This is a genomic window from Xanthomonas sp. fls2-241-TYG-148 (genome assembly GCF_030208815.1).
GTDB lineage: Bacteria > Pseudomonadota > Gammaproteobacteria > Xanthomonadales > Xanthomonadaceae > Xanthomonas > Xanthomonas campestris.
In genome coordinates this window covers 287,838-303,220 of sequence record NZ_JARVTE010000003.1, presented here as the reverse complement: position 1 = coordinate 303,220, position 15,383 = coordinate 287,838, and the positions used below count along the sequence as shown (strand labels likewise).

The 15,383-nt window shown below is 64.1% G+C and carries 12 protein-coding genes; 8 read left to right on the top strand and 4 right to left on the bottom strand.

Annotated features, from left to right (window positions below):
* Positions 1 to 23 precede the first annotated feature (23 nt).
* From secD to QRM60_RS06575, 8 genes are all read left to right on the top strand, one after another.
* The gene (gene secD, locus QRM60_RS06610) at positions 24 to 1,868 is read left to right on the top strand and encodes a protein translocase subunit SecD (RefSeq protein WP_042597772.1); all 1,845 of its coding nucleotides are present in this window, start codon (positions 24 to 26) and stop codon (positions 1,866 to 1,868) included.
* A gap of 108 nt (positions 1,869 to 1,976) precedes the next feature.
* A complete protein-coding gene (secF, locus tag QRM60_RS06605) occupies positions 1,977 to 2,945 on the top strand; it encodes a protein translocase subunit SecF (RefSeq protein WP_040941150.1) in 969 nt (322 codons plus the stop codon).
* A gap of 482 nt (positions 2,946 to 3,427) precedes the next feature.
* Positions 3,428 to 3,745, top strand: coding sequence for a hypothetical protein (locus QRM60_RS06600; RefSeq protein WP_285445833.1), 318 nt, complete (start codon positions 3,428 to 3,430; stop codon positions 3,743 to 3,745).
* 71 nt (positions 3,746 to 3,816) lie between these two features.
* Positions 3,817 to 4,179 carry a VOC family protein gene (locus QRM60_RS06595; protein ID WP_103702903.1) on the top strand — a complete coding sequence of 121 codons (363 nt, stop codon included), beginning with the start codon at positions 3,817 to 3,819 and terminating at the stop codon, positions 4,177 to 4,179.
* A gap of 1,218 nt (positions 4,180 to 5,397) precedes the next feature.
* Positions 5,398 to 5,838: a hypothetical protein gene (locus QRM60_RS06590; protein WP_285445832.1), complete on the top strand. Its 441-nt coding sequence runs from the start codon at positions 5,398 to 5,400 to the stop codon at positions 5,836 to 5,838.
* Between the two features lie 56 nt (positions 5,839 to 5,894).
* Complete coding sequence (locus QRM60_RS06585) at positions 5,895 to 6,578, top strand: hypothetical protein (RefSeq protein ID WP_285445831.1); 684 nt, start codon at positions 5,895 to 5,897, stop codon at positions 6,576 to 6,578.
* 57 nt (positions 6,579 to 6,635) lie between these two features.
* Positions 6,636 to 7,040: a hypothetical protein gene (locus QRM60_RS06580; RefSeq protein WP_285445830.1), complete on the top strand. Its 405-nt coding sequence runs from the start codon at positions 6,636 to 6,638 to the stop codon at positions 7,038 to 7,040.
* A 125-nt stretch (positions 7,041 to 7,165) separates the two neighbouring features.
* Positions 7,166 to 8,086: a type II CAAX endopeptidase family protein gene (locus QRM60_RS06575; RefSeq protein WP_285445829.1), complete on the top strand. Its 921-nt coding sequence runs from the start codon at positions 7,166 to 7,168 to the stop codon at positions 8,084 to 8,086.
* A 328-nt stretch (positions 8,087 to 8,414) separates the two neighbouring features.
* Here the strand turns inward: QRM60_RS06575 and QRM60_RS06570 are convergent, their stop codons facing one another.
* The 4 genes from QRM60_RS06570 to ptsP all read right to left on the bottom strand — a co-directional run bounded on the left by QRM60_RS06570 (position 8,415) and on the right by ptsP (position 15,237).
* Positions 8,415 to 9,704, bottom strand: coding sequence for a carbohydrate porin (locus QRM60_RS06570; protein WP_285445828.1), 1,290 nt, complete (start codon positions 9,702 to 9,704; stop codon positions 8,415 to 8,417).
* A 171-nt stretch (positions 9,705 to 9,875) separates the two neighbouring features.
* Complete coding sequence (locus QRM60_RS06565) at positions 9,876 to 11,615, bottom strand: fructose-specific PTS transporter subunit EIIC (RefSeq protein ID WP_285445827.1); 1,740 nt, start codon at positions 11,613 to 11,615, stop codon at positions 9,876 to 9,878.
* A gap of 152 nt (positions 11,616 to 11,767) precedes the next feature.
* The gene (gene pfkB, locus QRM60_RS06560; RefSeq protein WP_115573136.1) at positions 11,768 to 12,724 is read right to left on the bottom strand and encodes a 1-phosphofructokinase; all 957 of its coding nucleotides are present in this window, start codon (positions 12,722 to 12,724) and stop codon (positions 11,768 to 11,770) included.
* On the bottom strand, positions 12,721 to 15,237 hold the full coding sequence (ptsP, locus tag QRM60_RS06555; protein ID WP_285445826.1) for a phosphoenolpyruvate--protein phosphotransferase: 2,517 nt from the start codon (positions 15,235 to 15,237) through the stop codon (positions 12,721 to 12,723). Before ptsP ends, pfkB begins: the two co-directional genes overlap by 4 nt.
* Positions 15,238 to 15,383 lie beyond the last annotated feature (146 nt).

The following is a 15,383-nucleotide window of genomic DNA, read 5'->3' as shown; positions in this document are numbered from 1 at the left end:
TGGTGCCGCGCGGGACTGTCGCAATGCTCGAATTTCCTCGCTGGAAGTATTTCCTGATCCTGGTGGTGCTGGCGGTCAGCGCGTTGTATGCGCTGCCCAACGTCTACCAGAAAGACCCGTCCGTGCAGATCACCGCCAGCCGCGGTGCGCAGCTGGACGACGCGTTGCGCAGCCGGATCGACGCCGACCTCAAGAGCGCCGGCATCACGCCCAAGGCGGTGACCCGGGAAGGCGACAGCCTGATGGTGCGCTTGCCCACCCTGCAGGCGCAGACACGTGCCAACGACGTGTTGCGCCAGCAGCTGGGCGAGAACTACACGGTGGCGCTGAACCTGGCATCCACGGTGCCGGACTGGCTCGCCAAGCTGGGCGGCCGGCCGATGGTGCTGGGTCTGGACCTGGTCGGCGGCGTGCACTTCGCCATGCAGGTCGATCAGAAAGCCGCGCTGGAAAAGCGTCTGGAGGGCTTTGCCGAGGACATCCGCACCACGCTGCGCGATGGCCGCATTGCGTATCGCTCGGTGGAGCGTCGTGGCGACAACAGCATCCAGGTCTCGTTGGGCGAGGGCGCCAGCGCCGATGCCGCGCGGACCGCGTTGGCCAAGTCGCAGCCCACGCTGACCTACGACGTCAGCGGCCAGACCATCTCGGTCAAGGTGCCGGAGGCCGAACTCAAGCAGATCGCCAGCGGCGCGATCGAGCAGAATCTCACCACCTTGCGTAACCGCGTCAATGCGCTGGGCGTGTCCGAGCCGACCATCCAGCGCCAGGGCGAAGACCGCATCGTGGTCGAACTGCCCGGTCTGCAGGACACGGCCGAGGCAAAGCGCCTGATCGGCGCCACCGCCTCGCTGGAATTCCGCGCCGTGGTCGAAGGCAATGCCGAAGACGCCGTGCGCAGCGGCACCATCCCGCCGGAAGCCAAGGTCTACCGCGTGCGTGACAGCGGCGCGCCGGTGCTGCTCAACAAGCGCGCGCTGGTGACCGGTGACCAGATGGTCAGCGCCAGCGTCAGCACCGACCAGAACGGCATGCCCGCGGTGGCAGTGACGCTCAACAACGTGGCCGGCCAGCGCATGCTCGATTACACCAGCGCCAACGTCGGCAAGCTGATGTCGGTGGTCTACATCGAACGCATTCCCACCGTGACCATGGTGGACGGCAAGGAAGTGCGCAGCGTGCGGGTCAAGGAAGAAGCGCTGTCGCCGACCCGCATCGCCGGCGTGTTCGGCAAGAACTTCCAGACCACCGGTCTTGAGAAGGTGGAGGCCGAGAACCTGGCCAAGCTGCTGAAATCCGGTTCGTTGGCTGCGCCGATGGACTTCGTCGAGGAATACGTGATCGGCCCGAGCCTGGGTGCGGAGAACGTGGAGCGGGGCGTCACCGCGGTGATCTACTCGTTCCTGTTCACGCTGGTGTTCTTCACCATCTATTACCGCGTGTTCGGCGCGATCACCTCGGTGGCGCTGCTGTTCAACCTGCTGATCGTGGTGGCGGTGATGTCGTTGTTCGGCGCCACCATGACGCTGCCGGGGTTTGCCGGTCTGGCGTTGTCGGTGGGCCTGTCGGTGGACGCCAACGTGCTGATCAACGAGCGTATCCGCGAAGAGTTGCGCCTGGGTGTGCCGGCCAAATCGGCGATTGCGGCCGGTTATGAAAAGGCCGGCGGCACCATTCTGGACGCCAACCTCACCGGCCTGATCGTGGCGGTGGCTTTGTATGCCTTCGGCACCGGGCCGCTGCGCGGTTTTGCGTTGACCATGATGATCGGTATTTTTGCCTCGATGTTCACTGCGATCACTGTCTCGCGTGCATTGGCGGTTCTGATCTATGGCCGCCGCAAGAAGCTCAAGTCTGTGGCCATCTGAGATGCGAGTCCTGCTGCGGCGCGCGCGCCTTTGCGCAACGCCGCAGCAGGAATCCCTGCGCAAGCGGCCGGACCTTGACGGTGCGGTCGTCCAACGGAAGCTCTTTTCATGAAACTGTTCCCGCTTCATCTCATTCCCAACGACACCAAGATCGACTTCATGCGCCTGCGCAAGCCGGTGCTGATCCTGATGCTGGTGATCGCGGTCGCCTCGGTCGGCGTCATCGTCGGCAAGGGCTTCAACTACGCACTGGAATTCACCGGCGGCACGCTGGTGCAGACCTCCTTCCAGAAGACCGTGGACGTGGACCAGGTGCGCGAGCAGCTGTCCAAGGCCGGCTTTGAAAACGCCCAGGTGCAGAACGCTCGCGGCGGCAACGAAGTGATGATCCGCCTGCAGGCGCGTGAGCAGCACAACAACCGCGACGATGCCGCAAGCACCGTCGCCGAAGAAGTGCGCAAGGCCGTCAGCACCCCGCAGAACCCCGCCACCGTGCAGCCGGGCGAATTCGTCGGCCCGCAGGTCGGCAAGGACCTGGCCTTGAACGGTGTCTACGCCACCGTGTTCATGCTGGTGGGCTTTCTGATCTACATCGCGTTCCGTTTCGAGTGGAAGTTTGCGGTGGTGGCCAGCCTGACCGCGCTGTTCGACCTGTTGGTCACGGTGGCCTTCGTGTCGCTGACCGGGCGCGAGTTCGACCTGACCGTGCTGGCCGGCCTGCTGTCGGTGATGGGCTTTGCGATCAACGACATCATCGTGGTGTTCGACCGTGTGCGCGAAAACTTCCGCGCGCTGCGCGTGGAGCCGCTGGAAGTGCTCAACCGCTCGATCAACCAGACGCTCTCGCGCACGGTGATCACCGCGGTGATGTTCTTCCTGTCGGCACTGGCGCTGTACATCTACGGCGGCGAGTCGATGGAAGGCCTGGCCGAGACGCACATGATCGGCGCGGTGATCGTGGTGATTTCCTCGGTGATCGTGGCCGTGCCGATGCTGAGCATCGGACCGTTTGCGGTGACCAAGCAGGATCTGCTGCCCAAGGCCAAGGACGTGGAGGCGCTGGCGCGTCGTCCTTGATCGGTTGGCAAAAGGTGTGACGGAAAAACCGCGCATTGCGCGGTTTTTTCGTTTCTGGCGTTGGGCGTCGCGACTGCATGCTGTGCACTGTGACGCCACTACTCAAGATTGAACACTAAGGATCTCGTCGCACACGTGATGCCGATCGATACCCAGTACGTTCCGCTGGCCAGGATGAAGCGCGGTGTCCAACTGAGACACGCCTGCTCGGTGCGCAGGCTGTAGTGCCGAACGCGCAAGCGGTCGCGCACTCGATCGAGCAGCCGCGTCGGCGGACGTGCTGTTACGCCATTGTTTTTGGGGGTGTATTTTATACGCCTGTGTCCTTGCTGGATAAGGCTGGAAGCCTCGCGATGGTGGAGTCCGCTTGCCATCGTGTAATCCGTGTCGCGGCCAGGGGTTTTTCCCATTCACAAAGCGCCAGCGATCGAAGATACTCCGTGCAAGACCGCATTTCGGCGGTCCAATAGTAGTTAGGCCGCATGGACAACTTTGCATCACGTCAGGCTCTAGTGCTCTCCTTGGTCCGAGGCCTGTGGGGTGAGGTCCATCCGCAGTTGCGTCAAGCCTCGATTGAGGCTGATAAAAACGCGTGCATTGTTCGCCTCCGCTTCGAATACGACGGCGAAGCCACAGGCCCCGCGCAAGAGAGCTGCTCTTCTGCGGCCACCGAGGTCATTGCCGACTTCCCTGCAACTTGGGACTTAGATGAACAACATGTGGCCGCGGCTTTTCCCGGCTCTTTAACTCCGCTTGAGCATGTTGTCTTCCGACGTTGGGAGCCCGATGATGCGGCCTAACAATTCATTCAAGCCGAACCCGCTTCGCGGGTCGGCTTAATTCAGGCGTTAGGCAGCAAGGAGAGATCATCGTGACTCAGACAGTGACCCCCGTCCTTCGGGTAACTAGTGCTTCCGCCAGTTTTCCGTTCTACGTTCAGGGGCTTGGATTCACCGTCGACTGGGAGTATCGGCACGAGCCGGATTTTCCGGTCTTTGCGCAGCTTACTCGCGGAGACCAAACGATCTTTCTGACAGAGCACGCGGATGACTGTCAGGTAGGTGGTGCCGTCTACTTTGCTGTTTCCGATGTAGACGAGTGCCATCAGGCGTTCCAAGCAGCAGGAATTGTGCAATCTGGCGCGCCGCATAACACCGCATGGAAAACCCGCGAGATCCTAGTAACAGATCCAGACGGCAACAGGCTCACATTCTTCACTGAGCTCGCTGCCTAACAATTCATTCAAGCCGAACCCGCTTCGCGGGTCGGCTTAATTCAGGCGTTAGACCGCACATGGACCCACGCTCTTTAGTCGTCCGCCTTGAATCACCGTTCGCGGAGTACACCTCAACGGATGTACCGGCTCGCGAGGTGGTTATGGCCGGTTTGACTTGGCCTACGGACTATTGGCCGGGCTTGGCGATCAGTTGGCTCGAACAGGGCGCCCCAATTGACGAGCGCGTAGCTGCGGCCCTCGATCAAGTCGCGGAGAAGAAGGCATTCCCTCAGAATATCCGTCATCGAGCGTTGGCACTGGCCCGGCGCTGGTATCGGAAGCACGATGCGGTCTAACAGAACGGTCTACTCGGACACGTTGCGGCAACGTGCCGGTCACCTTCACGTTAGGCCGTGGTAGAGCAAATGCGTTGGTGGTCGCCGCTTCGGTGAGTTCGCAGGCGTGCATGCGGTTGGCTCAGGACAGCAGTCATCACCGTCGCTGGTTGCAGTAAGTTCGGTGCTTCGCCTTGGTACATCGTTCCCGCGCTGCGCTCGGTACAGTTGGCTTCGGTGGCATCACGCGCCGCTGCATCGCTGGGCAAGCTCCATCCCGCAAGCTGTGGCACACTCGGTTTAGGCGGCAGTGCTGGGGAGCATGGTTGCACCATCCAACCTTTGCGGTCACTCACTGCCTAACAATTCATTCAAGCCGACGCCGCTTCGCAGCTCGGCTTAATTCAGGTGTTAGGCCGCATATGAAGAGTCCGGATATTTTTCTAGACCGCATTGAAGCCCGAGGAATCATCGTCGGGACTAACAATGCTGAAGAAGTCCCAGTCGGAACGTTGTTCACACTGCTCGTAAAGATTCGCCACGAAGGTGCCCTCGGTTCTGGTCACCGCAATGAGTTATGGTCAGCTTCAATCAGCCTTCGCTTAACTGACGTAATAATTTATCGCAAGTCGGTTCCAGTCATTCCTAGAGGGTGGAGCGCGGCCTAGTGCTAGAGGGGGCTGGGCGTGATGTAGTTGAGGCGGCAATCCGCGACAAGCAACACGGCGATTTCGCTCACTTGCGGGTCGCAGATGCGGCCTAACAATTCATTCAATCCGACCAATTCATTCAATCCGACGCCGCTTCGCGGCGCGGCTTAATTCAGGCGTTAGGCCCCAATATGCGACTTCTTTGCTCGTTGATACTTCTTATATCACTCGTTCCGCTTGCTGGGCGCGCTATGGAACTTGACTACGACAAAGCAATTCACCTCGATGCTGAAGAACTCGCTGAGCAGGGCATCGCAGAGGCATACACCAAGCTCCTACCGGAGCTCAAGCATCATGTTCATGCACCACTCGTCGTGCGCGAACATCTAAATAGTGACCTCCCGTCGTACGAAGTAGTTGCCGGGTCGCGTCACTACAAGATTTATCCCTCACCGCATGGAGGCGACGAGTACGAAGGCTGGGGCAATGCCACGTACGCACTTTTTGCAATCGTGAACGCTCAGCTGCAGCACAGTTCGGTGAGGTTCTACGCCATCAATAGCGGCAACGACCTGTTCGGCATATTCCTTACGCCCGCCGAGGCGAAGAGCGCACGCCACAGCCTGCCCCGCCGACAAGATTGGCCCTATTTACCGACCGATACCCCGCCTTGGTTCGGCCAGGAAAACTAGATGGTGCCTAACAATTCGTCCAAGCCGACGCCGCTCCGCGGCGCGGCTTAACTCAGGTGTTAGAGGTCACTTTGGCAAACTTCTCGCGTACCACAAAAGAAACGAAAGATCTCGCAGAGAAGCTCTTCTTCACCATTCAAGAAGAGCTATTCCGAAGAGAGACTCTGAACTCAGACGCCTATGACAAGGCGATCTTGACGTATTCTTCTGGCGCGCTTGCGCTTTCAATAGGATTTCTAAAAGACTTTGCCGTAACTTCTGAATCGCAGAACTTGTGGATTCTATTCACATCCTGGGCGCTCTTCGTTGTTGCCATTTTCAGCACAATCATTGCCTTTCTTTTCGGCAAAGCCGCAAATCAAAGGCAGCTAGAAAAATCTGAGCTCTATTACATCCATGGCCACGAGCCAGCGATTGACTTTGATAACAAGTGGGTCAGGAAATCAACGATTTTCAACTGGTCCGCCGGCCTTTCTTTTGCACTGGCGGCACTTCTAACAGCACTATTTGTGTCCATCTCTATCAAGGAGCAACCTGTGAAGAAAATTGAACCAACACAAGACGTGATCCAGAAGATTATTTCTGGAGAGACCGTGATCATGGAGTCATTCGACCCAGCACGTATGACTAGGTTGCCTCAACCAGTTGATGTAGCACCCACTACCCCGGTCGCTCAGTCGCAAACTCCTGCCGAAACTTCACAACAGTCATCTAGTGGCACACCGCTGAGTGGCCTCTAACAATCCGTCCAAGCCGAACCCGCTTCGCGGGTCGGCTTAATTCAGGCATTAGGTGCCATGGAAGATTGCCACTTCGTCATCAAGTGCTGGTACCAAAACCGGAAGGGTCCGAGCTTCGTCGTTCAACTCGGAGAAATGGGCGATAACTTCGCCGGTATACGACAGGATGAGGCTAAGGGTTCAATCGCTGCAATTGGCGAGCGTGGCGCCATTGATCACAGCATTGCCAGCCACACTTTCACGGTACCCCGTGATCTGGTTATCTCTTGGCTCAAGGAGCTCCAGGATGCACAAATTCCCGCGGTTCCCGCTATAACAGGCGGCTTTGATGGCGCCAACTACCATGTGTCTATTCGCAATGGCGAGAGCCAATCTCATTTCAGTTGGTGGCTGGATTGCCCAGAGCAGTGGCGACAACTAGGGGCGTTTTGGCAGCGTGTGGTTTCGCTGTCTGGCACCTAACAATTCATTCAAGCCGAACCCGCTTCGCGGGTCGGCTTAATTTCGGTGTTAGGCCGACATGCAAGATCACGACCCGGCTGCAGATTCTCTGCCCCCCTGACTCATCTCTATCCAGCAAAGGTGCCATGTCTTCTGATCGTTTCGACCCAAGCCGCACCCTTCCTGCAGAATCGGAAGGCATCGCGCGCCAGCGCATACGCGTCACCTTCCGGATGCTTGGTTCGCTCCTGCTGGGCGGAGTGGCGATCATGGGTTCGATACTGGTCTTTCGGCAAGGCCTGCTACCACTGATCGATACGGTGTTCCAGCCTGGACCCGCATGGCTCAGCGTGTTCAGACGTGCCGGCATCATCCTTGTGGCCATCGTGGGCTACTGGGCCTATGTGCACTGGTATGAAAGGCGCAAAGCGACCGAGCTGCAGCTGCAGCCGGTTCCCCTGATACTTGGCGCTGTAGGCGGCGGCGCTCTAGTAGCGTTGCCGATCGCCATGCTGTTCGCGTTCGGCGCCTACGAACTGGTGCTGTTTCGCGGCGCCTCGCCGGCTCTGCTGGGCGTGGCGGCCTTCATTGGAATTGCGGCCACCCTAGAAGAACTGGTCCACCGGTGCCTGCTGTTTCGTCTGCTGGAGCGGGCTTGGGGAACAGTGGTGGCCTTGGCGGTGCAAGCGGTGCTGTTCGCCCTGCCGCACTTGGAGAACGTGGCGCGCGGTGGACCCGGCGATATCGTAGCCATGCTGATTTCGGTGACAGTGCTGGGCCTGCTATGGGGCGGGCTGTTCGTCCTGACGCGCAACCTGTGGGTGGTGGCCGCCAATCACGCAGCATGGAACTTCACCATCTTTCTCAGTGGCGTGCCGCTTTCCGGCATCGAGGACTTGCGCGCCGTAGCGCCGCTCGAAAGCCGCTATGCCGGGCCCGACTGGCTGACCGGCGGAATGTTCGGTCCGGAAAGTTCGCTGCTGGTGATCGTGTCAGCCACAGTCGTGGTTGTGCTGTTGCTACGCGCGGCACGACGGCGTGGCGCCTTCCTCAAGCCGGCGGCCTAACAATTGGTTCAAGGCGACGTGCGTACCGCACGCGCCTTAACTCCGGCGTTAGGCAGTGGTGGGTCGTTATAATTTCGGCATCCGTCGTCGCATGATCTTGCGTGTCCAGCGACTGGCTTGCGCGCGACCAGGTGGGCCGATAAGCCTCATCACGTGCGATCGCGCATCGACGCGGCTCATCAAACTCGTCGGCCACATCCGGCAAATGCCCAAGCCAATCGAGTCGACGCAATGCGTTGCACTGCAGTCAGATGCAACGCACCCGCCACTCACTCCAAGCAGTGGTACCCGCCAAGCATGCGCGCAACGCGCGCAGCTTCTCGACGGGTCACAGATTCCAGTCGATCCGCATGCCCGCGATCAACGCGTTCTTCAGATCGTTGGTGCGGGTCGGTTCGTTGAACTGGTCCGGGTTGATTACGTAATGCAGGTTCGGGGCGATGCGTAGGCGCTTGGTGACCTGGATGCCGTAGCTGAGCTCCATCATGATCTGCTTGTCGGCCGGGGTGCCGGTGCCGCCGGCTGAGGCGCGGGCCAGGCGCAGGTTTTCGATCGCCTCGTCGCTGTACTTCTGCTGGGTGATCACAAAGGCGATGTTGTCCTGCGGGCGGCTGGCGAAGGTGCCTTTCTGCACCAGGCCCAGTTGCACGAAGTGGTCCTCGATCGCCTGGCCGCCGGTGCTCTTGAGGATGGCGCCGAACACGGTCAGGCCGCGGCTACCGGACGGATCCGGATTGGTGACCTGTTGTTCGAAGCGGGCGAACATGCCCGAGCGGCCCTGCTTGTTGTCGTAGCCCAGGCCGCTGAGCACGGCCGGGTTGCCGTTGCGGTCGCGTAGCGGGTCGGTGTAGTCGGAGTTGTCCTGCCAGCCGCCCAGTTCGTACATCGCGGCCATGCTGCCGTCGCCGCCCTTGTTCTTGTAGCCGACCGCGTAAGGCACCACCACGCCGGTGGTGTCGTCGGTGCTCCACTTCAGGCCGTGCTGGCCGTCCTGGGCCTGCACCGGGTTCACCTCGTAGGCACCCACATGCACGTAGACCTTGGGCGTGACCCAGGCGGTGGCATGCGCGGCCCAGCTGGACACCGGCCAGTAGGTGAAGTTGCTGGTGCGGAACACGAAGGTGGGGTTGCCGCAGGCCGAGTTGCCCTGGAAGTACTGGCACAGGTCCGAGCCGAGGAAATGGATGTTGGCCACGCTGCGGCCGGCCTCCAGTTCCAGGCGGTCGTCGAACAGTTTCTGCACCAGGGTGAGGTTGGCCAGGCGGGTGCCCTGGCCGCCGTAGATTTCCTGCACCGAGGTGCTGTTACCGATGCTGCTGTTGGACAGGTTGGTGCCGTGACGGTTGGTGACGTAGGCCTTGACGGTGGCGCCGTGCCAGCCGAACAGGCTGTTCAGATCGACGTCGGTGCCGACCATCAACTGGCCGGCGTAAGCGTCGCCGCCCTTGCGGCCACCGTCGATCATCGAGGCGGCTTCGCCGGTATAGCCGAGCTTGAGTTTGAAGGCGTCGGCGGCGTCCTGCGCGTGGGCGAGCGGGGCCAGCGCAAGGGCCAGCGCAAGGGCCAGCGACAGGCACAGCAGACGGGGATGGGCGCGGCGGGAAGGCAGGGCGGTCATGGCAGGACTCCGAACAAAGAGGGCGTGGCCGAGATGGCGGACGCGACAGCACGTGGGTGGGCAAACCGTTGGCGGCGCACTTCGGTACGCGGCGCAGCGGTGATCGATCAGGGGTGACGCGCGTCCGGCACGTCGGGTGCGGCGGCATGCGGCCGCCGCAGGGTGCCGGCATCAGGCGATGACGTCGGCCACCGGCTTTTTGAGCAGGCGCAGGGCCACGGCGGTAACCACCACGCCGGCGAGCAAGGCCAGCACGTACATCGCCAGATGGGTCACAGCGTTGGGGATCAGCAACACGAAGATGCCGCCATGCGGCGCCTTCAGTTCGGCGCCGACCGACATCGAGATCGCACCGGCCACGGCCGAGCCGATCACCAGCGCGGGAATGGTGCGCAGCGGGTCACGTGCGGCGTACGGGATGGCACCTTCGGTGACGAATGCCAGCCCGAGCACGCCGGCGGCGGTGGCCGAGCCACGCTCTTCGAGGGTGAAGCGGTTGCGGAACACCCAGGTGGCCAGCGCGATGCCCAGCGGCGGGGTCATGCCGGCGACCATGGCCGCGGCCATCGGGGTGTAGACCTGGCTGGCGATCAGGCCGGTGGAAAACGCGTACGCAGCCTTGTTGACCGGCCCGCCCATGTCGAAGGCCATCATGCCGCCCAGCAACAGGCCCAGCAGCAGCGCACTGCTGCCCTGCATGCCGCGCAGCCAGGCGGTGAGCCAGGCCAGCAGGTCGGCCACTGGCTGGCCGAACACGTACATCATCGCCAGGCCAACCAGCAGCGTGCCGAGCACCGGCAGGATCAATACCGGCTTGAGCCCTTCCAGGTTGCGCGGCAGCTTGATGTAGCGGTTGAGTGCGGCCACGCCGTAGCCAGCGATGAAGCCGGCGATGATGCCGCCGAGGAAACCGGCGTTGAGGTTGGCGGCGACCAGGCCACCGATCATGCCGGGCGCAATGCCGGGGCGGTCGGCGATGGAGTAGGCGATGTAGCCGGCCAGTGCAGGCACCATCAGGGTGAAGCCGGCCTTGGCGCCAATCTGGAACAGCGACCAGGCCAGCGTGCCCTGGTGCGCGTCGTCGCCGGCATAAATGCCACCGAGTGCAAATGCCAGCGCGATCAACAAGCCGCCGGCAGTGACGAACGGCAGCATAAACGACACGCCGGTCATCAGATGCTTGTAGGCCCCGGTGCGGCCGTTGGCTTTGCCCTCGGGTTTTGCCGCGCCAGCCACCGGTGCGCTGCCGCCATGCACGCCGGCCTCGGCCAGCGCCTTGGTGATCAGGGCCGGACCATCGTTGATCGCCGGCTTGGTGCCGCTCTTGAACAGGCGCTTGCCACCGAAACGGGCCAGGTCCACTTCGCGGTCGGCAGCGATGATGACCACGTCGGCGTCGCGGATCTCCTCGTCGGTCAACGCATCCTGCGCGCCCACCGAGCCCTGGGTTTCCACCCGCATCTGGTAGCCGAGTTTCTTGGCGGCCTGCTGCAGGCCTTCGGCGGCCATGAAGGTGTGCGCGATGCCGGTGGGGCAGGAGGTGATCGCCACGATGCGCTTGCTGGCGCTGGAAGACGCACCGCCCGCGTTGGGCGTGGCGCCTGCACTTGCTGGTGTGGCGAGCTGGTTGACCGCGGCGGCCGGGTCGTCCAGCACCGCGCCCAGGCTCAGGCGCAGCAGCGGCGCGTCACCGAAGCGGGCGGTGTCGGCATCGGCATCGCCGATCACCAGTACCTGGGCCGCGCCACGGGTCAGCTCGACGGGCAGGGCACCCAGCACGCCCTGGTCGCTGCGGATTTCGATCGTCACGCTGCGGCCGGCGGCGGTGGCCGCCCGTCGCAGCGCTTCGGCGGCCAGGACGGCCTCGGTACTGCGTTCGCCGGCGGCGATGACCACGATGGAAGAGGACATGGCAAAACTCCTGCTGTATTGCGGTCGCCGGCGCAGCCGGCGGGGGGATTCGAAGGGCTAGGCGCGCGGCTGCGAGATAGCAGCGCAGCAAGGCGGTGCGGCCGGCGATGGCGCGTACAGCGCAGCGCGCTGCGGCCGGTGGACGGCTGCGCTCACGGCACCGCCTCGATGACGACGGCGGCGGCGGCGCGACGCACGCCTTCGGGCGTAATCCGGCGCGCATCGCCGCTTTCCAGCCGGCACATCGAAAACGCCGTGGCCAGCCGCGCGCACTGCTCCAGCGCGGTGGCGTCGTCCAGCAACGCGGCCGCCAGGCCGGCCACCATGGCATCGCCGGCGCCCACGCTGCTGCCTTGCGCCAGCCGTGGCGGGCGCGCAATGAGCTGTTGGTCGCGCTGTACGAATAGCGCGCCCTCGGTGCCCATGGAAATCACCACCAGCTGGATGCCGCGGGCGATCAGCGCATGCGCGGCGGCGGCTAGTGCGGCGTGGTCGCCGAGCGGGTGGCCGGTCCAGGCTTCCAGTTCGTGGCGGTTCGGCTTCACCGCATACGGCATTGCGGCGGGAGCGGCAGCGAGTGCGGCCACCAGCGGCGCACCGCTGGTGTCGAGCAGGACGCGTGCGCCCGCCGCGCTGGCCTGCGCCTGCAACTGCGCCCAGCTGTCCTCGGGCAGGCCGGCCGGCAGGCTGCCGGAGAGCACCACCGGCAAGCCGGCGCGCAGCAGCGGGGCCAGATGGTCGGCCACGCCTTGCAGATGCGCCTGGCCCAGCTGCAGGCCGGGCAGATTGATGTCGGTGGTCTCGTTGACCTGCGCTTCGACCAACTTGAGGTTGGTACGGGTGTCGCCGGCCACGCGTTGGCAGTGATCGGTAATGCCGCGCTCGCGAAACAGCGCTTCGAACACCCCTGCGTTACCGACGCCAAGCACGCCAAGCGCGGCGACCTGGCTGCCCCAGTCGGCCAGACAGGCGGCCACGTTGATGCCCTTGCCGCCGGCATCGTTGCGCACGCTACTGGCGCGGTGCACGGCGCCAGGTTGCAGGCGATCGAGCTGGATGGTCTGGTCGATCGCCGGATTCAGCGTAACGGTGATGGCCTGCAGGCTCATGCCTGGCCCTCGCGCTGTGCTTCAAGCGCACGCACCTGCTCTGCGGTCTCGCAGTTCAACGCCTGCTCGGCCAGCTGCTGCAAGGCGCTCAGCGCCGTGCCACGCAGACGCGCCTTGACCGCCGGAATGTCGTTGGGCGTCATCGACAATTCCTGCACGCCCAGCCCGGCCAGCAGGCTGGCGCCGAACGGGTCGCCGGCCAGCCCGCCGCACACCCCGACCCAGCGGTCGTGCTTGCGCGCGCCGTCAATCGTGCTGCGGATCATGCGCAGCACCGCCGGATGCAGGCTGTCGGCTTCGGCAGCCAGCTCGGGGTTCTGGCGGTCGATTGCCAGCACGTATTGGGTGAGGTCGTTGGTGCCGATGGAGAAGAAGTCGGCGTGCCGCGCCAATACATCGGCCTGCGCGGCGGCGGCGGGCACTTCGATCATGATGCCGATCGGCAATTCCGGCGCGTCGAGTTCGGCGCGGATGCGTGCGCAGATCTCGCGCAGGCTGATCAGTTCCGGCACCGAGGTGATCATCGGGAACATGATCGACAGCCGTGCGCCGTCCTTGGCCGCGCGATACAGCGCCCGCAGCTGTGGCTCGAGCAGGTCGGGGCGGCGCAGCAGCAGGCGCGCGCCGCGCACGCCCAGGAACGGGTTTTCTTCGTGCGGCAGCTCCAGATGCGCCACCTGCTTGTCGCCGCCGATGTCCAGCGCACGCACGATCAGCGGGCGGCCATCCAGGGCCTGCGCCATCGCCAGGTAGGTCTGGTACTGCTCGTCCTCGGTAGGCGTGCTGCCGCGCTCCAGGAACAGGAATTCGGTCCGCATCAGGCCCACGCCTTCGGCGCCCTGGGTCAAGGCCATGGCGACCTGCTCGGGCAGGTTGACGTTGGCGCCGATGTCGATGTGGTGGCCGTCGGTGGTTTCGGCGGGCAGGGCGCGCTGGGCGGCTTCGCGCTCGCGGATGGCCTGCTGCTCGGCGATATGCGTACGCGCCGCGTCCAGATCCTGTTCGGACGGGTTGATGTACAGCCGCCCGCTGCTGCCGTCGATGATGGCGGTCACGCCGTCTTCGATATCCAGCAACTGGCCGCCGGCGGCCACCAGCGCCGGCAGGCCCAGGGTGCGCGAGAGGATGGCGGTGTGTGAGGTCGGCCCGCCCTGGGCGGTGGCCAGGCCAAGCACGCGGTCGGTGTCCAGGTTGGCGGTGTCCGACGGCGACAGGTCGCCGGCCAGCAGGATGCAGGGCTGCTCGGGCAGGTCGGTGAGGCCGGCGCCGGCCGCTGCCGGGTCGAGTTGGGCCAGCACGCGGCGGCCGACGTCGCGCAGGTCGGCGGCACGGCCAGCCAGCACAGGGTTGCCCAGCGCCGCCAGGCCAGAGGCAATCTGTTCCACCGCCTGGTGCCACGACCACGCCACGCCGTGGCCTTCGACCATCAGCTGGCAGGTGCGGGTGATCAGGTCGGTGTCGTTGAGCAGCTCGGCCTGGGCCTTGAAGATCGCCGCGTCCGAGGCGCCCAGGCGGCGCTGGGTGTCGTCCTGGATGGCAGCCAGCTGCTGGCGGGTGCGGGTGAGGGCGTCATGCAGCAGCGCGCCGCCATCGCCCAGGCCGATCGGCTGGTCGGCCACCTCGGTCTGCGCGGCACGCAGGCGGTGCACGACGCCGATCGCCACGCCTGGGCTGGCGCCGATGCCGACGATGGCCGGCTGTGCCTGCGGCGGGGTCCAGCCGATGACCGGTGCGGCGCGGCGTTGCGCGGCGCGTTCGGCATCGGCCTTTTCCTGCGCGGTCAGGCTGTCCATCACCGCGCGCAGGCGCTTGAGCAGGGCGGGGGCATCGCTGCCTTCCGCTGAGACCGTAATGCTGTCGCCGGCGCGCAGGCCCAGTTGCAGCAGGCCGACCAGGCTCTTGGCATCGGCGGCCTGGTCGCCGGCGCGAACCTGGGCGCGGGCCGAAAAGCCGCGCGCGGTCTCCGCCCAGCGGGTGGCCGGGCGCGCGTGCAGGCCGCTGGGGTAGACGATGGTCCATTCGAACCGTTCGGCCAGGTCGGTGGCCGGGGCGGCGCTGGTGTCGGGTGCGCGGTCGCCGGTCAGCGCGGCCACGATCACGGCCGGGTCGTCGGTGGTGAACAGCGCTTCCAGCTGGGCCGGATCCTGGATCAGGCGGGTCAGCCGGCGCAGCAGGGTGATGTGGGTGTCGGACTGGGCGGCGATGCCCACCACCAGGCGGGTGGTCTGGCCGGGGTTCCATTCCACGCCCTCGGGCAGCTGCAGCACCGCGATGCCGTCGCGGCGCACCAGGTGCCGGTCTTCGCCTACGCCGTGTGGGATCGCCAGGCCGTGGCCCAGGAAGGTATTCGCCAGGCCCTCGCGGCGCCGCATGCTGGCGTCGTAGCCCGGCGCCACGCAACCGGCTGCCACCAGCAGCTGGGCGGCCTGGGCAATGGCGTCGTCCTTGTCGCGGGCAGTGGCGCGCAGGCGCACCAGGTCGGGGGTGACGGGGGCAATCGACGGAGAGGACAAGGCGGGCTCCGGGGGTGGGGACGGCTGGGAAGTATAGTGGGAACGTTCCCACGTTCCAGGTCAATGTGCGGTGCACAAAAACCCTGTAGTGCTTTCGGGTTAGCATCGCAATGGCAGGGCGCCTGGGTCCAGGTGCGCAATATGGA